The sequence below is a fragment of the Aureimonas sp. AU22 genome (assembly GCF_001463745.1).
Classification (GTDB): domain Bacteria; phylum Pseudomonadota; class Alphaproteobacteria; order Rhizobiales; family Rhizobiaceae; genus Aureimonas.
Genome location: NZ_BBWJ01000031.1, coordinates 19,194 through 41,377 on the forward strand (window position 1 = coordinate 19,194; position 22,184 = coordinate 41,377).

Annotated in this window: 16 protein-coding genes; 8 read left to right on the forward strand and 8 right to left on the reverse strand. The window is 67.2% G+C overall.

Features of this window, described 5'->3' with window-relative positions; all coding sequences use genetic code 11:
• Positions 1 to 49 precede the first annotated feature (49 nt).
• A complete protein-coding gene (locus tag AUL34_RS10620; protein ID WP_061933690.1) occupies positions 50 to 1,633 on the forward strand; it encodes a sugar ABC transporter ATP-binding protein in 1,584 nt (527 codons plus the stop codon).
• Positions 1,630 to 2,643 carry an ABC transporter permease gene (locus AUL34_RS10625; RefSeq protein ID WP_061933691.1) on the forward strand — a complete coding sequence of 338 codons (1,014 nt, stop codon included), beginning with the start codon at positions 1,630 to 1,632 and terminating at the stop codon, positions 2,641 to 2,643. Before AUL34_RS10620 ends, AUL34_RS10625 begins: the two co-directional genes overlap by 4 nt.
• 16 nt (positions 2,644 to 2,659) lie before the next feature.
• Here AUL34_RS10625 and AUL34_RS10630 read toward each other — a convergent pair whose 3' ends face one another.
• The 3 genes from AUL34_RS10630 to AUL34_RS10640 form a co-directional block, all read right to left on the reverse strand.
• Positions 2,660 to 5,785, reverse strand: coding sequence for an efflux RND transporter permease subunit (locus AUL34_RS10630; protein ID WP_061933692.1), 3,126 nt, complete (start codon positions 5,783 to 5,785; stop codon positions 2,660 to 2,662).
• A gap of 6 nt (positions 5,786 to 5,791) precedes the next feature.
• Complete coding sequence (locus tag AUL34_RS10635) at positions 5,792 to 6,958, reverse strand: efflux RND transporter periplasmic adaptor subunit (RefSeq protein ID WP_061933693.1); 1,167 nt, start codon at positions 6,956 to 6,958, stop codon at positions 5,792 to 5,794.
• Positions 6,959 to 7,158: 200 nt separating this feature from the next.
• Positions 7,159 to 7,695: a MucR family transcriptional regulator gene (locus tag AUL34_RS10640; protein WP_061933694.1), complete on the reverse strand. Its 537-nt coding sequence runs from the start codon at positions 7,693 to 7,695 to the stop codon at positions 7,159 to 7,161.
• 241 nt (positions 7,696 to 7,936) lie between these two features.
• On the opposite strand from AUL34_RS10640, the gene AUL34_RS10645 reads away from it, so the two are divergent.
• Positions 7,937 to 9,154 (forward strand): MFS transporter, encoded by a 1,218-nt coding sequence (locus AUL34_RS10645; protein WP_082653300.1) that lies wholly within the window; start codon positions 7,937 to 7,939, stop codon positions 9,152 to 9,154.
• A gap of 180 nt (positions 9,155 to 9,334) precedes the next feature.
• Here AUL34_RS10645 and AUL34_RS10650 read toward each other — a convergent pair whose 3' ends face one another.
• The 3 genes from AUL34_RS10650 to AUL34_RS23005 form a co-directional block, all read right to left on the reverse strand.
• A complete protein-coding gene (locus tag AUL34_RS10650) occupies positions 9,335 to 10,000 on the reverse strand; it encodes an OmpA family protein (protein WP_061933695.1) in 666 nt (221 codons plus the stop codon).
• A gap of 241 nt (positions 10,001 to 10,241) precedes the next feature.
• Positions 10,242 to 11,273, reverse strand: a complete 1,032-nt coding sequence (locus AUL34_RS10655) for an aspartate-semialdehyde dehydrogenase (RefSeq protein WP_061933696.1) — start codon at positions 11,271 to 11,273, stop codon at positions 10,242 to 10,244.
• Between the two features lie 243 nt (positions 11,274 to 11,516).
• Entirely contained in the window at positions 11,517 to 11,642 is a 126-nt protein-coding gene (locus AUL34_RS23005; protein ID WP_274532652.1) for a hypothetical protein, read from the reverse strand.
• Between the two features lie 244 nt (positions 11,643 to 11,886).
• Here AUL34_RS23005 and AUL34_RS10660 point away from each other — a divergent pair, with 244 nt between their 5' ends.
• The gene (locus AUL34_RS10660; protein ID WP_061933707.1) at positions 11,887 to 13,542 is read left to right on the forward strand and encodes an MFS transporter; all 1,656 of its coding nucleotides are present in this window, start codon (positions 11,887 to 11,889) and stop codon (positions 13,540 to 13,542) included.
• A gap of 73 nt (positions 13,543 to 13,615) precedes the next feature.
• On the opposite strand, the gene leuB is transcribed toward AUL34_RS10660, so the two are convergent.
• Positions 13,616 to 14,731 carry a 3-isopropylmalate dehydrogenase gene (gene leuB, locus AUL34_RS10665; protein ID WP_061933697.1) on the reverse strand — a complete coding sequence of 372 codons (1,116 nt, stop codon included), beginning with the start codon at positions 14,729 to 14,731 and terminating at the stop codon, positions 13,616 to 13,618.
• A gap of 46 nt (positions 14,732 to 14,777) precedes the next feature.
• Positions 14,778 to 15,383 (reverse strand): 3-isopropylmalate dehydratase small subunit, encoded by a 606-nt coding sequence (gene leuD / locus AUL34_RS10670; protein WP_061933698.1) that lies wholly within the window; start codon positions 15,381 to 15,383, stop codon positions 14,778 to 14,780.
• Positions 15,384 to 15,503: 120 nt separating this feature from the next.
• On the opposite strand from leuD, the gene AUL34_RS10675 reads away from it, so the two are divergent.
• The 4 genes from AUL34_RS10675 to AUL34_RS10690 form a co-directional block, all read left to right on the forward strand.
• The gene (locus tag AUL34_RS10675) at positions 15,504 to 16,397 is read left to right on the forward strand and encodes a CoA ester lyase (RefSeq protein ID WP_061933699.1); all 894 of its coding nucleotides are present in this window, start codon (positions 15,504 to 15,506) and stop codon (positions 16,395 to 16,397) included.
• Positions 16,398 to 16,401: 4 nt separating this feature from the next.
• Positions 16,402 to 16,608 (forward strand): DUF1737 domain-containing protein, encoded by a 207-nt coding sequence (locus tag AUL34_RS10680; protein WP_061933700.1) that lies wholly within the window; start codon positions 16,402 to 16,404, stop codon positions 16,606 to 16,608.
• Positions 16,609 to 17,057: 449 nt separating this feature from the next.
• Positions 17,058 to 19,043 carry a SwmB domain-containing protein gene (locus tag AUL34_RS10685; RefSeq protein ID WP_061933701.1) on the forward strand — a complete coding sequence of 662 codons (1,986 nt, stop codon included), beginning with the start codon at positions 17,058 to 17,060 and terminating at the stop codon, positions 19,041 to 19,043.
• An 884-nt stretch (positions 19,044 to 19,927) separates the two neighbouring features.
• Positions 19,928 to 22,184 (forward strand): Ig-like domain-containing protein (locus tag AUL34_RS10690; protein ID WP_244492524.1); only part of this gene is annotated, 2,257 nt, incomplete at its 3' end.

The window sequence follows — 22,184 nt, forward strand, 5'->3', positions numbered from 1 at the left end:
GCGCCGACCGGCCGCTTCGAAGCGCCGGCCGGCGCGGGGCCGCACGCCCATGCTCGCGCCCTCCGCTCCCGTTCCGGCCGCGCCGGCCGCCGCGCCGCTCCTCGACATGCGGGGCATCTCCAAGGATTTTTCGGGCGTGCGCGCGCTCGACGACGTATCCCTGCGCCTCCTTCCCGGCGAGATCCTCGGTCTCATGGGCGAGAACGGCGCCGGCAAGTCGACGCTTCTGAAGATCCTGTCCGGCGTCCAGCCGCCCACCCGCGGCGAGATCCGCCTGGACGGGCAACCGGTCGCCTTCGCCAATCCCGACGAGGCGATGCGGGCCGGCATCGTGACGATCTACCAGGAGCTCTCGCTGATCCCGACCCTGTCGGTGGCGGAGACGATCTTCGTCGGCCGCGCGCCGGTGAACCGCTTCAAGCTCGTCGACTGGCGCGCCATGCGAGAGGCCGCGGCCCAAGCGATCGCGCGGGTCGGCCTTCGCCTCGACGTGCGCACGCCGGTCTCCGCCCTGTCGGTCGCCGAGCAGCAGATGGTCGAGATCGCCCGCGCGCTGTCGCTCCATTCGCGCGTCATCGTCATGGACGAGCCGACCTCCGCCCTGTCGGAAGCCGAGGTCAGCCGCCTTCTCGCGATCATGCGTCGGCTCCGCTCGGAGGGCGTCGCGATCATGTTCGTCACCCACCGCCTGGAGGAGGCCTCCGAGGTGTGCGACCGGATGACGGTGCTGCGCGACGGCCGGCTCGCCGGCGAACTCGTGCGCGGGGCCGCGCCCATTCCGGTACCGGCGGTGATCGAGCGCATGGTCGGGCGCGCCGCGTCCGAGCTCTACGCGCGGCCGACGGAGCGGGCGACGGCGGGCGAGGTCCGCCTGTCGGTGCGCGGCCTGACCACCCATCGCAACCCGGAAGCGCCGCATGCGATCGTGCTCAAGGGTGTCGACCTCGACCTGAAGGCGGGAGAGATCCTTGGGGTCGCCGGCCTCGTCGGATCGGGGCGCACGGAACTGGCGCGCGCGATCTTCGGCGCCGACCGGTGTGCGGGCGGCGAAATCCGGCTCGACGGGCGGCCGATCGCCCCCGCTTCGCCGGCCGATGCGATCGCGCTCGGGATCGGGCTCGTGCCGGAGGATCGCAAGCACCAGGCGATCTTTCCGGCGCTCGGCATCCAACCGAACTTCTCGGTGGCGTCGCTGAAGGCCTATGCCCGCGCGCTCGGCTTCATGGCCGAGGGGCGCGAGCGCCGCGATCTCGCCGCCTATCGGAAGATGCTGAACATCCGCATGGCCGGCCCCGAACAGCTCATCGCGGGGCTTTCGGGCGGCAACCAGCAGAAGGTGATCCTCGCCCGCTGGCTCGCGCGAGATCCCAAGGTGCTGATCGTCGACGAGCCGACGCGCGGCGTCGACGTCGGGGCCAAGGCCGAGGTGCACCAGATCCTGGTGGGACTGGCGGCACGCGGCATCGCCGTCCTCGTCATCTCGTCCGAACTGCCGGAAATCCTTGCGGTGAGCGACCGCATCGTCACCATGCGCGAGGGGCGCATCACGGGCGAGATGCCGGCCTCGCAAGCCAGCGAAGAGTCCCTCATGGCGCTGATGGCGCTCGGCAATCCAACGGAGCCCCGTCCATGACCGCAGTCGATGAAGCGGCGACGCGCCCCCGCGTCAACCTCTTCCGCTTGCTCAAGACCTTCGGGCCGCTGCTCTTCCTCCTGGTGCTGATGGCGGTCTTCGCGCTCGTCAACCCGAACTTCCTGAACCCGACCAACCTCTTCAACGTCCTGCGACAGATCTCGATCACCGGGCTCATCGCACTCGGCATGACCTTCGTGATCCTGACGGCCGGCATCGACCTGTCGGTCGGCTCGCTGGTGGCGCTGTCGGGCATGGTGGCGGCGATCGTGTTCAAGGGCGGGGCGGCGAACACGCTCTCGCTCGGCGGGGCCGCGGCGGGCGGCTACGGTTGGTTCGCGGCCCTCGTCGCCGCCCTGGCAGTCGGCACGCTCTGCGGCGGGGTGCAGGGCCTTGCCATCACGCGGCTCAAGGTTCCGCCTTTCGTGGTGACGCTCGGCGGGCTCACGATCTTTCGCGGACTGACACTCACCCTCTCCAACGGCGGGCCGATCTCCGGCTTCGACGCGTCCATGCGCTGGTTCGGCACGGGACTGGTGGGGCCGGTGCCGGTGCCGGTCATCATCTTCGCGGTCGCGGCCGCACTCTGTCACATCGTCCTGCGCTACACGCGCTACGGCCGCGCGGTCTACGCGGTCGGCGGCAATGCCGAGGCGGCGCGCCTGTCGGGCCTCAAGGTCGATGCCATCCTCGTCTCGGTCTATCTCATCGTCGGCTTCTTCTGCGGCCTCGCCGCCTTCGTCCTGTCCGCGCGGCTGAACTCCGCGGAAGCCGTGGCCGGCATCGGCTACGAGCTGACGGTGATCTCGGCCGTCGTGATCGGCGGCACCAGCCTCTTCGGCGGCGTCGGAACGGTGGGCGGCACCGTGATCGGGGCGGCGCTCATCGGCGTCCTCGTCAACGGGCTCGTCCTCAACAACGTCTCCTCCTACACGCAGCAGGTGGTGATCGGCCTGATCCTGATCCTCGCTGTCGCCTTCGACCGCTGGCTGAAGGCGCGGGCGCGCTGAGACCGACGTCGACGGGTCACTCCGCCGGCTGGGCTTCCCCGCCGGCGGGGTTCTCGCGCTCGAGTTTCTCGAGCTCCGCTTCCAGCGCGTTGCGCGGCGGCGAGAAGCGCGACAGGAGGACATAGAGCGCCGGCACCACGAAGAGCGTGAGGAACGTGCCGAGCGTCGTGCCGGCCGCGATCACGGCGCCGACCGTGGTACGCGCCTCGGCGCCCGCGCCCGACTCGAGCAGGAGCGGCACCGCACCGATGATGGTGGCGAGCGTCGTCATCAGGATCGGGCGCAGCCGCTGTGCCGCTGCCTCGACCGCCGCTTCGAACGGCTCGGCCCCTTCCTCGCGGAGCTGGTTGGCGAATTCCACGAGAAGGATCGCGTTCTTGGCGACGAGGCCGATCAGGAGCAGCATGGCGATCTGGCTGTAGATGTTGAGCGTCTGCCCCATCGCCCAGAGGATCAGGATGCCGCCCGCCAGCGCCGCCGGCGCCGCCATCAGGATCACGAAGGGGTGGACGAAGCTCTCGAACTGGCCCGCCAGAAGCAGGTAGACCAGCACCAGGATCATCGCGAGGATGAAGAGGACGGCCGAGCCCGTCTCCTGGAAGTCGAGGCTCTGACCGGTATAGGCGATCTCGGTGCCCGCCGGCTGGTTCTCGCGCGCGATCTCCTCCAACTGGTCGAGCGCGTCGCCGAGCGAGAGGGCAGGCGAAAGGTTCGCGCCGATCGTGATCGACGGCTGGCGGTCCAGCCGCTCGAGTTCGCGCACCGTGCCGACCTCCTCGCGGATCACGACGCTGGAGAGCGGGATCAACTCGCCCTGGCCGGAGCGCACGAACACGTTGTCGATGTCGCCGGGCGTCAACCGATCCTCGTTGCGGGCCTGGAGGATGACCTCGTACTCCTCGCCCCGCTCGACATAGCGGGTGATCTCCGCCTCGCCGAACATGATCTGCAGCGTCTCGCCGATCGCCTGCGCGTCGACGCCGAGCGCGGAGGCGCGCGAGCGATCCACCGACACGCGGATCTGCGGCTTGGTGTCGTCGTAGTCGGAATCGAGGTTGATGAGGCCGGGGATCGAGCGCCCCCGCTCGACGATGCCTTGCGACCACGCATCGAGCACGTCGCGGTCGGGGCCCTTCACCACCATCGAAACCGGGCGCCCGCCGCCCTGGCCGAGACCGTTCGGGTTGATCGCGAAGGCCCGCACGCCGGTGACCGCCGGCAGCGCATCTTGCAGCCGTTCCTGGAACGCCATCTGCGTTTCTTCGCGCTCGGCCCAGTCCTTGAGCTGCACGATCAGGATGCCGACGGTCGGCTGGCCCTGCCCGGCGCGGCCGGGCGACAGCACGGTGAGGATGGCGCGTATCGGCCCGTTCTCGCCGTTGGTCTTGCGCACCGTGTCCTCCAGGACGCGCATCTTCTCCGACATGTAGGCCGGGGAGGCGCCCTCCGGCCCTTCGGCGCGCACGATGATGGCGCCGCGGTCCTCGTCTGGCGCGAGCTCGCTCGGCACGACCGTGAAGGCGAAGACGCCGATCGCGGCGAAGGCGAGTCCGGCGAGAAGGGTCAGCCAGACGTGGCGCACGGCAGAGCCGAGCACGCGCTTGTAGGCGTTGCCGAGGCGATCGAGCTTGGCCCCGACGAAGCGCTCCATGCGCGTCGGCTCGGATCGGTCGGCGAAGAGCTTGGACGACAGCATCGGGGCGAGCGTCAGCGCCGCCGTGGTGGAGAAGCCGACGATCGCCGCCAGCACCACGGCGAACTCGCGGAAGAGAAGGCCGACATTGCCGCCGAGGAACGCTAGCGGCAGGATCACGGCGATCAGCACAACCGCGCTGGCAAAGACCGCGAACCCCACCTGCCGCGTCGCGCGGGCGGCGGCGAGCAGCAGCGGCTCGCCCTGCTGCTGGCGGCGCCGGATGTTCTCCATGATGACGACAGCGTCGTCCGTGCACAGGCTGATCGCCAGGATCACCGCGAGGATGGTGAGGGCGTTCAGGGAGAAGCCCATGGCGACGGCCACGATCGCGGCCGGAATGACGGAGGCGGGAATGGTCGCCGCCGGGATGATCGTGGAGCGCAGCGAGCCGAGGAACACGAAGATGACGACCACGATCACCGCCACCGTCTGCAGGAGCGTCGAGGCGACGTTCTTCAGGTTCTCCCGGATGAACACGGCCTCGTTGTAGCCGACGGCGATCTCCACCGAGTCGGGGATTTGGCCCCGGACCGATTCCAGTTCCCAGATTACGCCGTCGGCGATCTCCAGCGTGTTGGCGTTGGACTGGCGCACGATGCCGAGCGAGATCGCGTCCTGTCCGTCGACGCGGAAGCCGGAATTGCGATCCTCGACGCCGACATCGACGCTCGCCACGTCCCCGAGCCGCACCCGGTTGCCCCCCTGGTCGATGAGCGAAAGCTCGCGAAACTCGTCGGCCGAGGAAAAGCGCGTGTCGGCGCGAAGGGTGATGGCCTGGGTTGCGGTCTCGAGTTCGCCGGCCGGCAACTCGACGTTCTCCGCCTCGAGACGCGCCGAGATGTCGCCGGCGGTGACGCCGCGCGCGGCCATCGCGCGCCGGTCCAGCCAGATGCGCATGGCGTATCGCTTCTCGCCGCCGATCTGAACCTGGCTGACGCCGGAGACCGCGCCGATCGCATCCACCACGGTGCGGTCCACGAGGTCGGTAAGGGCGGCGGTGTCGTATTCGTCGGAGCGCACGGTGAGATACATCATCGGCTGATCGTCTGCCGAGGCCTTCTCGATCACCGGCTCCTCGACGAGATCGGGCAGGTCGTTGCGCACGGCCGAGACCTTGTCGCGCACGTCCGCGGCGGCCGCGTCGATATCGGTGCCGGCCACGAATTCGAGGTCGATGTCGGAATTCTCGTCGCGGGTCGTCGAGCGGATCTGCCGGATGCCGGCGATGCCCGAGAGGTTCTCCTCGATGATGCGCGTCACCTCGCGCTCCACCACCTCGGCCTGCGCGCCCTGGTAGATCGTGTTGACGGTGACGGAGGGCGGATCGACGTCGGGAAACTCGCGGATCGGCAGCGACAGCATGGCGCCGATGCCGACGGCGATCAGAAGGAGGTTGAAGGAAGCGGCTAGGATCGGCCGGGTGATGACGGTGTCGAGAAGCCGCATGGTGCGTCAGCCCCGCGCGGCCGGCGCGGCGGCCTGCGCTTCGCCCGCTTCGGGGCCGTCCCGTGCGGGCGGCGTGTCGCCCTCGGCCTCGTCCTTCACCTCGATCGCCTGGCCGGACGTCAGGTCCTGGAACCCTTCGACGACGACGCGCCGCCCGGCTTCCAATCCGTCCACGATCTCGACCCGGTCCGCGTCGCGCTGGCCGACCCGCACCTCGATGCGCTCCGCCTTCCCGTCTTCTTCGGCAAAGACGAAGTGGTTGGCGCCCTCGATCTGCACCGCCAACGGCGGGACGGTCACCGCGTCCTCGCGCTGCCCGGTCTGCAGCGTCACGTTCATCAGCATGCCGGGCAAGAGCTTTTCGTCGCCGTTCGGCACGCTCGCCTCAATTGTCACCGTGCGCAACGCGGGATCGACGCGGCTGGCGATCGCCGTGACCTCGCCGCGGAACGGTTCATCGGGAAAGGCGACGGAGGCGGCCTCGATCGGCGCACCCATGCGGATTTGCCCGAGATAGCGTTCCGGCACGGTGAAGCGGATCTCGATCGGGTCCACGGCGTCGAGCAGCGCCACCTCGCCGCCGGGCTGGATCAAGGTGCCGAGGCTGATGTTGCGAAGGCCGAGGCGCCCGGCGAATGGTGCGCGGATGTTGTAGTCGTCGAGTCTCTCCCGGGCGGAGGCGACCTCGGCGTCGGCGGCCTCGGCCTGCCGCTGCAGGTCGTTGGCCACGGCGCGTGGTCCCGTGCCGTCCTGGGCGAGCTGCGACGCCCGACCGAACGCCTGGCGCGCCTCCTCGGCGGCGGCTTCCGCGACACGGACCTGATCCTGCGCATCCGCGGGGTCGAGGCGAACCAGGATGTCGCCCTCCGCCACGTCCTGCCCGTCGGTGAAGGCGATCTCCGTGACGCGTCCCGAGACGCGGGCGGTCACGGTCACGCTTTCGCGAGCCACCGTGTCGCCGACCGATTCCAGCGTCAGCGCGATGTCGGCGAGGCCGGCCTCGGCAAGCACCACCGGGGTCGGCGGTTCCTCGGCGGACGCCTCCTCAGTTTTTTCGCCGCTGCCCGGAAGCATGGCCGCCACCGGCGCCGGCCAGCCCGTGAGATAGGCCATTGCGCCGAGCCCGCCGGCCACGAGCAGAAGGGCGGCGATGGCCGTGGGAAGCGGTCTCATGAAAGGGATCTTCTCCGGCCAACTGCGTCAAAGGCGCAATTGCCGGGCGAAGCGATCGTTCCCGCAAGGGTTGCGGGCGCGATGTCGCACAGGGGGCTCCGGGCGCATGGCCGAGCCGCCTGGGGAGCGGGCGTCCGCAGACGCTCCGCTAGCGATGTCCGGCGCGGGCGAACGGCAAGACCGCCCGCCCGCGCAAGCCATCACTCGGCCGCGGCGGCGGCCTTCTTGGTGGTGCGGCGGCGCTTGGCCGGCTTCTCGGCTTCCGGCTCCACGACCGGAGCGGGGGCAGGGGCCTCCTCGATCTCGACCTCGGGCTCCACGTCCGGGGCCGCCTTGCGGCCGAGCCCGATGCTCTTGGCGAGCTCGGAGCGCTTGGCGGCGTAATTGGCGGCGACCATCGGGTAGTCCGGCGCAAGGCCCCACTTCTGGCGATAGGCCTCCGGCGTCAGGTCGTAGTGCGTCTTCAGGTGACGCTTCAGCGACTTGAACTGCTTTCCGTCCTCCAAGCAGATCAAGTAGTCGGGGGTCACGGATTTCTTGATCGGAACAGCCGGAACCAGCGGAGCGGCAGGCGCGGCTTCGGGCTCCTTGGCAGCGTCGAAGTCGAGCGAGGCGTAGACCACACCGATCAACGGCGCCAGATCGTCCCGCGTCACATGATTCTTGCTGACATAGGCCTTGACGATCTGAGCGGTCAGATGTCGGCGCGACACGTCCTTGCTGTTGTCCATTTCCATCCTCTCGAAGTTTCGCGAACAAATAACGTAGTCACGTATATTGGTCTACCCAATTGTGATCGAGGAGGCGGCGCTTCCTTTTCTACAACCAAATTGTTATCGCGTCTGCTCCCGGCGGTTGTGTGAACGTGCAAACATTCCACGCGCGCGGTTGACGCATGCCTGACATGCACCGGGCGCCATGGTGCGGGCACGTGATTTCGTGTTCAGCCTGCGGCTGATTCGCTCGAGTGATTGACCCATGACCCTACCCTCCGTTCCCGCAGCCTTCCCGGCCGACCTGCCGGCGCGCGCCGGCCCCCGCGTCGGCCTCGCGCTCGCCGCCCTGTCGCTCGGCTCCTTCGTCATCGGGGCCGGCGAGTTCGGCATCATGGGCCTCCTGCCGACGATGGCCGCCGACCTCGGCGTCTCGATTCCGCAGGCCGGTCTCCTCGTCACCGGCTATGCGCTGGGCGTCGTCTTCGGTGCGCCGCTGCTTGCGGTCCTGACCTCGCGCTGGGAGCGCCGGCGCACGCTCTTCCTCCTCGCGCTCGTCTTCTTCGTCGGCAATCTCGCCTGCGCTCTCGCACCGACCTATGGCCTCCTCATGGCCGCCCGCCTCTTCACCGCGCTCGCCCACGGCGCCTTCTTCGGGATCGGCGCGGTGCTCGCGGCCGAGATCGCCCGGCCCGGCAAGGAAGCGCAGGCCATCTCCATGCTCTTCGTCGGCATGACGCTCGCCAACGTCTTCGGCGTGCCGCTCGGTACCGTGATCGGCCAGGCCTTCGGCTGGCGGTCCGCTTTCCTGGTGGTCTCCGCGCTGGCCGCCGTCACCGGTCTGATGATCTTCCTCTTCGTGCCTGTCAGCCGGCCGAGGCCCGGCGTGCGCTTCGCCGAGGAACTGCGCGCGCTCGTGCGCCCGCCCGTCCTCCTCGCCATGTCGCTCAGCGTCCTCGCCTCTTCGGCGCTCTTCGTCCTCTACACCTATATCGCGCCGCTTCTCGTTGGCGTGACCGGTCTGGCGGAAACCACCGTTCCCTACCTTCTCTTCGTGCTCGGGACCGGCATGACGATCGGCAATCTCGCCGGGGCGCGCCTCGCCGACTGGAAGCTGATGCCCTCGATCATGGGCCTCTTCGCCGCCATGGCCGCCATTCTCACCGGCATCCACCTCTTCGCCGACAGTCCCGTTCCGATGGTCGTCCTCATGCTCCTCTGGGGCATGGTCGTCTTCGGTCTGACCTCGCCGATCCAGATGCGCATCGTCGCCACGTCGCAGGGCGCCCGCAACCTCGCCTCCACGATCAACCAGAGCGCCTTCAACCTCGGCAACGCGTTCGGCGCCTGGGTCGGCGCCATGATGATCTCCGCGGGCCTCGGCTACGACACCCTGCCGCTCGCCTCCGCCGCCCTCGCGCTCTGCGCCCTCGCGGTCGCGGCCGTCAGCTGGCGGATGGACGGGCGGGCGTCGCGGGGTTGAGGCAGGGGCGCTGCCCCTGCACCCCGCCAGGGGAATGATTCCCCTGGACCCCCATCTGTGGTGACATGAAAAAGGGGGCCGCCGGCCCCCTTTTTCATGTCAAAAAGAAAGAAGGGTCCGGGAACTCATTCCCGGATGGGGTCCGGGGCAATCGCCCCGGCAATACCCCACTTCGCCCGATCAGCCCGCCTGCAGCGGCGAGATGGAGATCTCGACGCGGCGGTTCTGGGCGCGGCCTGCTTCCGTCGCGTTGGAGGCGACCGGACGGCTCATGCCGTACCCTTGCGTGTTGAGGCGGCGCGGGTTGACGCCCTGGCTCGCAAGGAACTGCGAGACGGACGAGGCGCGGCGCTGCGACAGGGCGAAGTTGTAGCCCTCGCCGCCGACATTGTCGGTGTTGCCGGCGACATCCACGATCGACTGGTCGTACTTGTTGAGGACGATCGCGACGGACTGGAGCGTCGGGTAGAACTCCGAGCGGACCTGGTCCTCGTTGGTGTCGAAGGTGATGTTGGAGGGCATGTTGAGGATGATCCGGTCGCCCTGTCGGGTGACGGAGACGCCCGTGCCCTGGAGCTGCGCGCGCAGGTCCGCTTCCTGGCGGTCCATGTAGGCGCCGATGCCGCCGCCGCCGATGGCGCCGATGCCCGCGCCGATGAGCGCGGCACGGCCGGGATCGGTACCGGTGGCGCGGCCGACGAGATAGCCGCCGAGCGCGCCGGCGCCCGCACCGATGCCGAGGCCCCCGGCGGTGTTCGAGATCTTCTGCTCGCCCGTGTAGGGATCCGTGGTGCAGCCTGCGAGCAAGCTCGCCGAGGCGACGGCGGCAAGGATGAGCTTCTTCATGACGAGTTCCAGCCTTCCGATGGTTCGGGGCTCCTCGCTTGAGTGGGATGCCCTCGATGGTCGTGAGGAAGGGGCTAGAAAACAGTCGGGGCTGGATTGGGGCTGATGGGGCGGTTTTGTGCAGCCGTCGAAAATAAAGCTCGCGGCGCGTCATTTCGGCGACGCGAGCGGGTTGCATGAAAAAGGCCGGCTCCCCGCGCGGGAAGCCGGCCTGCGATACGGGCGCGCGTGACGAGGGACGTCAGGCCGCCTTCTTCTGGCCGATCAGCTTGCGGTTGACGAGGAGCTCGGCGATCTGGATGGCGTTGAGTGCGGCGCCCTTGCGCAGGTTGTCGGCGACAACCCACAGGTTAAGCCCGTTCTCCAGCGTCTGGTCCTCGCGGATGCGGCTGATATAGGTCGCGTCCTCGCCAGCCGTGTCGATCGGCGTGACGTAGCCACCGTCCTCGTGCTTGTCGATCACAAGGCAGCCGGGAGCCTCTCGCAGGATGTCGCGGGCTTCCTGGGCGGTGATCGGGTTCTCGAACTCGATGTTGACGGCTTCCGAGTGACCGATGAAGACCGGCACGCGTACGGCGGTGCAAGTGACCTTGATCTTCGGGTCGAGCATCTTCTTCGTCTCGACCATGACCTTCCACTCTTCCTTCGTCGAGCCGTCCTCCATGAAGACGTCGATATGGGGAATGACGTTGAAGGCGATGCGCTTGGTGAACTTCTTGGCGGTCACCGGATCGGCGACGAAGACGGCGCGCGACTGCTCGAAGAGTTCGTCCATGCCCTCCTTGCCGGCGCCCGAGACCGACTGATAGGTCGAGACCACGACGCGCCGGATCGTCGCCTTGTCGTGCAGCGGCTTGAGGGCCACGACGAGCTGGGCGGTCGAGCAGTTCGGATTGGCGATGATGTTGCGCTTGGTGAAGCCCGCTACCGCGTCGGCGTTGACTTCCGGCACGATCAGGGGAACGTCGGCGTCGTAGCGGAAGGCCGAGGAATTATCGATCACGACGACGCCCTGGGCGGCGATCTTCGGGGCCCATTCCTTCGCGACCGAGCCGCCGGCCGACATCAGGCAGATGTCCGTGCCCGCCCAGTCGTAGAGCTCGAGCGCCTTCACCTTGAGGGTCTTGTCGCCGAAGGACACCTCGGTGCCCTGGCTACGGCGCGAGGCCAGCGCCACGACCTCGTCGGCCGGAAAGCCGCGCTCGTCGAGGATATTGAGCATCTCGCGGCCGACATTGCCCGTCGCGCCGACCACAGCCACCTTGTAGCCCATCTTGAAACCCGCCAGTCCTTCGCCCCGAGAACCTGAAGTCACGCTCTCATCGCCCCGTCCCGGGGGCAAGCGGGACGAGGGGTCAATTAATGATGGTGGTTTTGGTGGAGGTGAGCGCGAACATGGGCTGGCTCATGCGCTCTCGGTTCGGCGAAGTCAATCGGCAAGTTCCCCGGACCCCGACGAACAGCGGCCGGCACCAAGGGCGCCGGCCGCTGTTCGTTCAAACATGGGCGTGAAGCGTCAGACGCGGCGGTCCGGGTAGGTCCCGCCGGCCGGACGAGGCTGAGCGCTGCTGCGAGCCGCGCGCTCGGCGATCTTCTTGGTGACCCAGCCGACGAAGACGGCCTTGATGATGCTGCGAAGCATGGGGGAACTCCCGATCCATTGAGTTGGAGGGAGAATGCGAAGCCGTGCCGCCGGTTCCGCATGTCGGGTCGATGACATTCGTGTGATTGTGGCGAAACGGCGAATGCAACTTCCCTTTCCGTCAAAAACCGGTAACTTTTCCTTAAGGCGCCTCGAAAGGCGCCGCCGCACCAACGCGGCCTGGGAGGGCAAGGGCGTGACGAGTTATCCGACGAACGCCGATCCGGCGTCCGAACGCAAACCCATGACGAAACGCGAGCGAAAGGTCATCATCGCCTCCTCGCTCGGCACCGTGTTCGAGTGGTACGACTTCTACCTCTACGGAACGCTGGCCGCGATCATCGGCAAGCAGTTCTTCTCGCAGTTTCCGCCGGCGACGCAGGCGATCTTCGCGCTTCTGACCTTTGCCGCCGGCTTCCTGGTGCGCCCCTTCGGCGCCCTCGTCTTCGGGCGGCTCGGCGATCTCGTCGGGCGCAAGTACACCTTCCTCCTCACCATCCTGATCATGGGCCTGTCGACCTTCGCGGTCGGCCTTCTGCCCGGCTACGACCAGATCGGCGTCGCCGCGCCCATCATCCTCGTCGCGCTGCGCATGGCGCAGGGCCTGGCGCTCGGCGGCGAGTACGGCGGCGCGGTGGTCTATGTGGCCGAGCACTCGCCGCGCAACCGGCGCGGGTTCTACACGGCCTGGATCCAGACCACGGCGACGATGGGTCTCCTCCTGTCGCTGTTCGTGATCGTGACGTTGCGCATCAACCTCGGCGAGGACGCGTTCCAGACCTCGCAGCCGCTGTTCCTCGGGCTGACGGGCGGCTGGCGCATCCCGTTCCTCCTGTCGATCATCCTGCTCCTGATCTCGATCTACATCCGGCTGCAGATGCACGAATCGCCGATCTTCCAGAAGATGAAGGAGGAGGGCACCCAGTCCAAGGCGCCGCTGTCGGAGGCCTTCGGAAACTGGCGCAACGGCAAGATCGTCCTGATCGCGCTGTTCGGCCTCGTGATCGGTCAGGCGGTGGTCTGGTACACCGGCCAGTTCTACGCGTTGTTCTTCCTGCAGACGGTGCTCAAGATCGACCTTCTGACGGCCAACGTCCTGATCGCATGGGCGCTGATCGCGGCAACGCCCTTCTTCCTGGTGTTCGGCTCCCTGTCGGACCGGATCGGTCGCAAGCCGGTGATCCTGGCGGGCTGCCTGCTGGCGGCGGCCACGTACTTCCCGCTGTTCAACGCGCTGACGCAGGCCGCCAACCCGACCTATTCCAGCGCCATCGAAAGCGTGCGGGCCGAGGTCGTCGCCGACCCCGCCACCTGCGGATCGCTGTTCGACCCGGTCGGCATCCGAACCTTCACGACGCCGTGCGACGTGATGCGCCGGACGATGTCGCAGCAGGCCTTCCGCTATACGCAGGTCGACGCGCCGGCAGGCACGCCGGCCCAACTCGTGGTCAACGGCGGCGCGCCGATCGCCTTCACCGACGCGAAGGCCTTCACGGACGCGCTCGGCCCCGCCATGGTCGCCGCCGGCTATCCCGCCGCAACCGATCCGGCCAAGGTGAAGGTCGACGGCTTCTTCTCGGCGCTCGGCAACGGCCAGGCGCTGAAGGTGATCGCGATCCTCTGGGTCATGGTCGTGTATGTGACCATCGTCTACGGCCCGATCGCGGCGGCGCTCGTGGAGTTCTTCCCGACCCGCATCCGCTACACCGCCATGTCCTTGCCCTACCACATCGGCAACGGCTGGTTCGGCGGCCTCCTGCCGGCGACCTCCTTCGCGATCGTCGCCTCCACCGGCGATATCTTCGCGGGGCTTTGGTACCCGGTGATCTTCGCGCTTCTCACGGTCGCGATCGGCGTGATCTTCGTGCGCGAGAAGAAGGGCGTCGATCTCGCCGACTGAACTTGAACGCGGACACGAAAAAGGGCCCCGGCAGCGATGCCGGGGCCCTTCTCGTTCGATCGAACCGAAGCGGTCAGGCCGCGAGGCGGCGCTTGAACTCGGCGGCCACCACATCGCCCATCTCGGCGGTGCCCACCTGACGGCAGCCCGGCGCCATGATGTCGCCGGTGCGCGTGCCCGCTTCCAGAACGCTCGCGATCGCGCCCTCGAGCGCGTCGGCCTGGCGGGTGAGGGCGAAGGAATAGCGCAGCATCATCGCGAACGAGGCGATCATCGCGATCGGGTTGGCGATGCCCTTGCCGGCGATGTCGGGCGCCGAGCCGTGCACCGGCTCGTAGAGGGCGCGGCGCTTGCCGGTGGAGGCGTCCGGCGCCCCGAGCGACGCCGAAGGCAGCATGCCGAGCGAGCCGGTGAGCATCGCCGCGATGTCGGACAGCATGTCGCCGAAGAGGTTGTCGGTGACGATGACGTCGAACTGCTTCGGCGCGCGCACCAGCTGCATGCCGCCGGCATCCGCCAGCATATGCTCCAGCCGCACGTCGGGATACTCGTCGCGCCCGATGCGGCTCACGACCTCGTTCCATAGGACGCCCGTCTTCATGACGTTGCGCTTCTCCATCGAGGTGACCTTGCCGTGCCGCGTGCGGGCGGCCTCGAAGGCGGCGCGGGCGATGCGCTCGATCTCGTAGGTCTCGTAGACCTGCGTGTCGATGCCGCGCTTCTGGCCTTCCCCGAGGTCGACGATCTCCTTGGGGCTTCCGAAGTAGACGCCGCCGGTGAGCTCGCGCAGGATCAGGATGTCGAGCCCGTCGACCAGTTCGCGCTTGAGGGACGACGCCTCCGCCAGCGCGGGATAGCAGATGGCCGGCCGCAGGTTGGCAAACAGCGCCATGTCCTTGCGCAGACGCAGGAGACCCGCCTCCGGGCGGATCTCGTAGGGCACGCTGTCCCACTTGGGCCCGCCGACCGCGCCGAACAGGACCGCGTCGGCGGCGAGCGCCTTGTCCATGTCGGCATCCGTGATGGGAACGCCGTGCGCATCGATCGCCGCGCCCCCGACCAGCGCTTCCTCGATCTCGAACCGGTCGCCGCCCGCCCCGTTGAGAACAGACACGATCTTGCCGACCTCGGCCATGGCCTCCGGTCCGATGCCGTCGCCGGGCAGAGCCAGGAGCTTGTGGGTGGTCATGGCGGGTCCTTTCGGTGGAAACGTCGGAAGCGTGACGGGCGGGGCGTCAGGCCCAGGGGCGCGTCGAGGCGAGCGTCGTCTCGAAGGCGGCGATGCCGCCCTCCTGCTCGAGCGTCAGGCCGATGTCGTCGAGCCCGTTGAGGAGGCAGTGCTTGCGGAACGGGTCGATGTCGAACCGGACGACGCCGCCATCCGGCCGGCGGATTTCCTGGGCTTCGAGATCCACCGTCAGCCGTGCGTTGGCGCCCTTGGCCGCGTCGCCCATCAGCGCGTCGAGCTCGTCGGAGGTCACGCGGATCGGCAGGATGCCGTTCTTGAAGCAGTTGTTGTAGAAGATGTCGGCGAAGGACGTGGAGATTACGCAGCGGATGCCGAAGTCGAGAAGCGCCCAGGGCGCGTGCTCGCGGCTCGACCCGCAGCCGAAATTGTCGCCCGCCACCAGGATCTCCGCGTTGCGATAGGCCGGCTTGTTGAGCACGAACGTCTCGTCCTCCGAACCGTCCTCGCGGTAGCGGATGTTGGCGAAGAGGCCGACGCCCAGCCCGGTGCGCTTGATCGTCTTGAGATAATCCTTCGGGATGATCATGTCGGTGTCGACATTGAGGGTCGGAAGCGGTGCGGCGACGCCCGTCAGGTGGTCGAACTTCTGCATGGAAACCGTCCTTTCCTTTGTCGATGCGGCTGTCGGCGTCTCGATACACCCTTCGTCCCCCTTTGCAAAAGGCTTCGCGAGCGCGCTTGAACGCGAGGGGGCGATCGGGCAGGGAAGGGCATGACCACGGCGCCCCAACCCCTCCTGCGCTCCGCGCTCTTCGTGCCGGCCGCCAACGCACGGGCGTTGGAGAAGTCCGCGGGGCTGCGGCCCGATGCACTGATCTTCGATCTGGAGGACTCGGCTGCCGAGGAAGAGAAGGGCGCAGCGCGCGAGCGGCTGCGCGCGCATCTGGCCGGCTTGCCGCGGCGGTCGGCGAGCGATCCCATCCGCGTCGTGCGGATCAATCCGCTGACGATGTCGTGTGGGACGGAAGACCTGCTGATGGCCTGCGCCGTGCGGGCCGACGCGGTGCTTCTGCCCAAGGCCGAGAGCCCGGTCGCTCTCGCCGAGGCCGACGTCGCGCTCCAGCATTGCGATGCGCCACCCGCGCTCGCGCTCTGGGCCATGATGGAGACGCCGATGGGCGTCCTCCGCGCCGGCGCGATCGCGGGCGCTGCCCTGTCGCGCCCGCTCGGTGCCCTGGTGATCGGGCCGAACGATCTCGTGCTCGCAGCCGGCCTCGCGCTTTCGCCCGGCCGGCCGGAACTCATGCCCTGGATCGGCCCTGTTCTGGTGGCGGGCCATGCCCACGGCGTGCCGGTGCTCGACGGCGTGTTCAACGACCTCGCCGACGCGGCCGGTTTTGCCGCCGAATGCGCGCAAGGGCGCCGCTTCGGCTTTGCCGGCAAGACGCTGATCCACCCCGCGCAGATCGCCCCGGCGGACGCCGCCTTCGGGCCCTCGACGGGCGAGATCGCGGACGCCGAGGCGATCGTCGCCGCCTTCGCCGACCCCGCACACCAGGGGCGCGGCGTGATCCGCCTCGGTACGCGCATGGTGGAGCGCCTCCACCTCATCCAGGCCGAGGCCCTTCTCGCCCGCGCCGCCCTGATCCAATCGAGGAAGGACTGACCCGATGAAACTCTACCGCCTTCTCACCGGCCCGGACGACGCCGCCTTCTGCCACCGCGTTTCGCTCGCCCTGTCGAAGGGCTGGGAACTCGCCGGCAGCCCGGCCTACGCCTTCGACGCCGCGGCGGGCGTGATGAAATGCGCGCAGCCGATCACCAAGGTGGTGCACGGGGTGGATTACGATCCGTCGATGAAGCTCGGCGATCAGTAGGCGACCGATGGTCTGGTTCGGAAGCCCCAGCCGCCCATTCCGGGCGATGCGGCGACGAATCTACCACGATGATCGACCGGGTTCCCTCGATCGCCGCCCAGCTTCGGAGGTGGCGATCGCGCTTCTCGAGCATTGAGTGGCGGCGAGCGGCGCTGCGCTATCGTGACGAACCTTCGCTAAAAAGACAAGGATCGCGGAACTGCGCACGATCCGGGGTCCGAGTCGCCGATGCCCGGCCAGGGCGCCGGCACCAGCTCTCAGCAATTGAGGCAGGGTGCAACTCAGTGTCTTTTGCGCACGGAGGGACAGGTCGCGGGCTGCGTGACTGAGCTTGAATCCGCTTCAACAACAGTTCGTATCGTGCGGTTCCAAATCCAGGCTGACCAAAGGAATATATCTTAAGGTTGTGGTCCGAAGGTGTCTTCGTTTCCCGCCATCAAGGTCCTGCCATGCCGATCCCGACGATCACTCTCGATCCCCTGACGCTCGACAACATCGTGAACGCCACGGAGTCTGGCGCGCCGGTCGTCCTCAGCGGCAGGACGACGGACGCCGCGGACGGCAGCGGTGTCCAGATCTATGTCGACGGTGTCGGCTACATCAACACGACGGTTTCGGGCGACGCCTACTCGGTGAATTTGACGCCACTCCAGGTTGCGACGCTGCCGGACGGCGAAATCTCCACGATGTATCACGTGTTGGACGGCTTCAACGGGTGGTCCGCTATGGAGCATGGTTCGTTCGTCCTCGACCGCACGTTGCCCGTGGCGACGGGCGCCGTCGTGGATGGCGTACGTCTCGATGTCACCTACAGTGAAACCCTCGATGCAGCGCATACGGCCGACGCTTCGGATTTCACGGTGACGGTGGACGGAAATCCCGTCGCGATCGACCGTGTCAGCGTCGTGGGGAACCAAGTCCGGATCGATCTCCAAGATGCGGTGTTGAGCGGTCAGGACGTCAGCGTCAGTTACGTCGATCAGGCTGGCGACACCTCGAACGCGACCCAGGACGTCGCCGGCAACGACGCGAACTCTCTTCTCTCGCTTCCCGTCACCAACAACACGTTGGTGCCCGACACCACCGCGCCTGTCTTCACCTCCGCCTCGATCACCGGCGCGACGCTTACCCTTCTCTACGACGAGGATCTGAATACGAACACCGTGGACGCGAACGCGTTCGCGGTCGAAGTCGACGGAGTTCCCGTCGACATCGCCGGGGTGTCCGGTGCGTTTCCCCATAACGCGCTTGAGATCACTTTGGTGAACGCGGTCCTACCCGGCCAGACTGTGACGGTCGCCTATACCGATCCGACGGTTGCGGACGATCCGGATGCCGTGGAGGACGCTGCCGGCAACGACGCCGCCTCGTTCGCTGCAGTCAGCGTCGCCAACGACACACCGGACGTGACCCCGCCGTCATTCATGTCCGCCACCGTCAACGGCGCTGTCCTGACGATGACGTACAGCGAGGCGCTGGACGCGGCGCATCCTCCGGTGGGCGGGAACTTCCTCGTGTCGGTCGGCGGGGCAAGCAACTTCGTCGCCGTCGACAGCGTGCAGATCGTCGGTTCGACGGTGGAACTGACCCTGCACGAGGCGGTCCAGGCCGGGCAGGGGGTCGGGGTCAGCTATATCGACCCTTCGAACGTGGACGACGCGAACGCAATTCAGGACCTCGCCGGAAACGACGCCGCCACGATCTCGATGACCATGGCGACCAACATAACGCCGGCGACGCCCCCGTCGGGCGGCGGCTCGCCGGTCCCGCCGGTTCTTGGCCCGACGACGGACGGGCCGGACCTCGTCACCGGCACCGCCGCCGCCGATACCATCTCGGGCGGCCTCGGTGCCGACACGATGGGCGGAGGCCTCGGCGACGACGTGCTCTACGGCAACCAGGGTGCGGACATCCTGTTCGGTAATCAGGGCAACGACATGCTCTACGGCGGCAAGGACGACGACGCCATCTACGGCGGCCGGGACGACGACTACATCGAGGGGAACCTCGGCGACGACTATGTCGAGGGCAATCTCGGCAACGACCTGATCCTCGGTAACCAGGGCGACGATACCGTCAACGGCAATCAGGGCAACGATACGGTGCATGGCGGCCAAGGGAACGATCTCGTCCATGGTGGCCAGGGCGACGACCTCGTGTTCGGGGACCTGGGCGACGATGAGATCTGGGGCGGGCTCGGCAACGACACGCTGATCGGCGGCGAGGGCGCGGATACGTTCGCCTTCGGGCTGGGCTCCGGCCTCGACGTCGTTGCGGACTTCAATGCCGCCGACGGAGACCGCCTCGACTTCCAGGGACAGGCATATGTCGTCCAGGACGTCGGCGGCTCGGCCGTCTTCTCGCTCGCGGGCGGGGGAACGGTGGTGCTGACGGGCGTGTCTGCGGGCAGTCTCGACGCCGGCGCCTTCGTCTGAGGAGACCGCGCCTTTTGAACGCGAAGAGCCCGCCGCGCGCTGACGCGGCGGGCTCTTCGCGTTCTGTCGCAGCGTCTTCGCCCGATCGCGCGGAAGGCCGGTCCCAGGCGATGGTCGAAGGCCGGCTCGCGGCTGAAACGGCGCCTCCAGGAACCGTTGGCGCCCGCCGGATCGACCCGAAGATTGCCTGCGGTTCCGGGTGCCCCGGTTGTTCGCGCAGGCTCAAGGCTCACCGCTCCCGGCGTAAACTGGTCGCTGGAGCGTCTTGGCAGGGCACCCGACGACCCAAAGCGTTTGAGTTCATCGACCAGGAATCTTACTTCAAGCCGACGTGACGTCGGCCTTCCAAACGGCCGCATGCGACCACGACAGATTCTGTCGTCTGGAGGATCGTCTGGACAAAAAAATCGAGCGGGCGATGGGATCCGAACCCACGACCCCCTAACCTCGGCAAGGGAAACTTTGGCTGCCGACAGGGGCCATGCCGGTGTTGGGGCTGCGCTCCAATGCTCGTAGCGTCGGGGCTTCGACCCTTCAGATGAGTGGACGCGTGTCGACGGATTCCAACCGTCGCGGAGCGGTGCCGAGAGGCGCGCCCCCAATCGCACCGTATCCGGCGACGCGCCTCTCTTGTCGGCGTCCCGGAAACCGACCTTCGTCAACGTAATCCAACCGAACTGGGCCCTGCTCGAGAAACGCTTGGGCGGGCTGCATCGCCTTCCCAACAACCCCGGCATGTTCATCGAACATCCTCGACTGTGTGTTCTGGATCACGTCGGGCATCGAGATGCGCGGATGGCAGTCTCGCACACTTCTAACGGTAGTAGATAGAGGATAGAGAAATCAGAGCGTGTAGCGGGATCGCTCGTTCTGGGAGGAATGGCATGTATCGGGATATCGGCTTCGGTCCTTCGGACATCACCGATGGGGACGATAGCGACGGCATCGTTGTGGCAGGGGGGCTCAAGTTCCAGGTCTATGCCAGCGGAAACTGGTCCCTCAATTTTGATAATGGCCGTTTGAATTTTTCCGAGGACCCGACCTTCGGCGACGAACAGTTCCAGATCGTCGTGACCAACGTCAGCGGTGGGGATTTCGCTTACCGTGATTTCACGATGAGCTACGCTGCCACCGACCCTGAAACTGAAGGAGGATGGGTCTCCAATCTTCAGTTCGGCTCTCTGCTCGTTCCCGATACGACCTCTCATGGTCCCGGCGACGAGACGTTCTCCTACCAGCGTGACTTCAATAACACAGCGCCGTCGGTGACGACGTCGTCCCTGACGATCATGGATACGCCACCGAGCGGCTCCAGCAACAATCCCACCTCGAGTTTCTGGCTGGACAACTTCGTCGTGGACACGGATTTACCGCTGCCCAACGTACCGCCGGTCGTGACGAGCATCGTTCGTGCAGGCGCTGTCTCCGGCAACGTCCCTGCTTCCGCGACGTCGGTCAGCTACACAGTGACCTTCTCGGAATCCGTCACTGGCGTGGACACAACCGATTTCCGCCTGGTCACGATCGGGACGGCAACCGGAACGATCAACAGCGTTACGGGAAGCGGTTCGACCTATACCGTTACCGTGGACGCACTGGCCGGCGATGGCACCCTGCGACTGGACGTCGGGAGCAGCGGTACCGGCATCGTCGATGCCGATGGAGCCGCCATTGCAGGCGGCTACACTGCGGGACAGTCGTTCACGCTCGACAGGACGCCTCCGGCACTCGCAATCAGCAGCGATAAGTCGACGCTGATCGCGGGACAGACCGCGACGATCACCTTCACCTTCAGCGAAGATCCCGGCGCGACGTTCACAGCGGCGGATGCCGTCGTCTCGGGCGGCACGCTCGGTGCAATCAGTGGCAGCGGTCTGACGCGCACAGCGCTCTTCACGCCTGCTACAAACACGAATGACGGCACGGCTAGCATCACGGTGCCAGCTGGTAGCTACGCCGATGCCGTTGGCAACGCAGGTGGTGCCGGCACAAGCCCGTCGCTCACGTTCGACACCAAGGCTCCAAGCGCCCCCGCCGTGCCTGACCTTGCTGCTTCCGCCGACAGTGGCGCGTCTTCCAGCGACAACATCACGAGCGTCACCACCCCAACCTTCACCGGTGCCGCCGGCAGTGCCGAAGCGGGGGCCACGCTACGCCTCTACGACACCGACGGGACCACCGTTCTGGGCTCCACGACCGTGAACGGGGACGGTAGCTGGCAGATTGCCAGCACGGCGCTCGGCGAAGGCGCTCATACAATCACTGCCGAAGCGGTCGACGCCGCCGGAAATGTCGGGGCGCCATCAAGCAGCCTGACGGTGACGATCGACACCCTTGCCCCCGCCGCCCCATCGGCACCCAATCTTGTTGCGGCAAGCGATTCCGGCCGGTCCAATGCGGACAACATCACCAACGTCGTGGCTCCGACTTTCGAAGGAGTGTCCGAAGCAGGAGCCACAGTCACGCTCTACGATACCGATGGCACCACCGTTCTCGGGACGACCGAGGCCGATGGCAGCGGTCGTTGGTCCGTCACGAGCTCCACCCTGAGCGAGGGTTCGCACACGGTCACGGTCAAGGCGACGGATGTCGCCGGCAATACCAGCGCTGCATCCTCGGGGCTGGATGTCACGATCGATGCGAGCGCGCCCGCCGCGCAGGTGGACACCGCCGCGCTCTCGGCGGACACGGGTGCGTCGACAGCCGACTTCGTGACGTCGCAGGCCGCTCAAACCGTGAGCGGAACGCTATCCGCCTCCTTGGGTGCCGGCGAGCAGGTCGAGGTATCACTCGACAACGGCGCAACTTGGATTGTCGCCACAGCCACCGTCGGCGGCAGCGCTTGGTCGCTTCCGGTAACGCTGGCAGGTGCGAATACCCTTCAGGTTCGCGTTGCTGATACGGCAGGAAACGTCGGTACTGTTTTCAGCAAGGCCTATGTCCTCGATACGGTGGCGCCTGCAGCCCCATCGGCGCCTGACCTCGACGCTGGCTCGGACACCGGCGCCTCTGACTCGGACAATGTCACCTCCAGCGACCGCCCAACGTTCACCGGCTCTGCGGAGGCTGGCTCGACGGTAACGCTACGGGACGCCAACGGCGACATGATCGGCAGCGGAACCGCCATAGGCGGGACTTGGT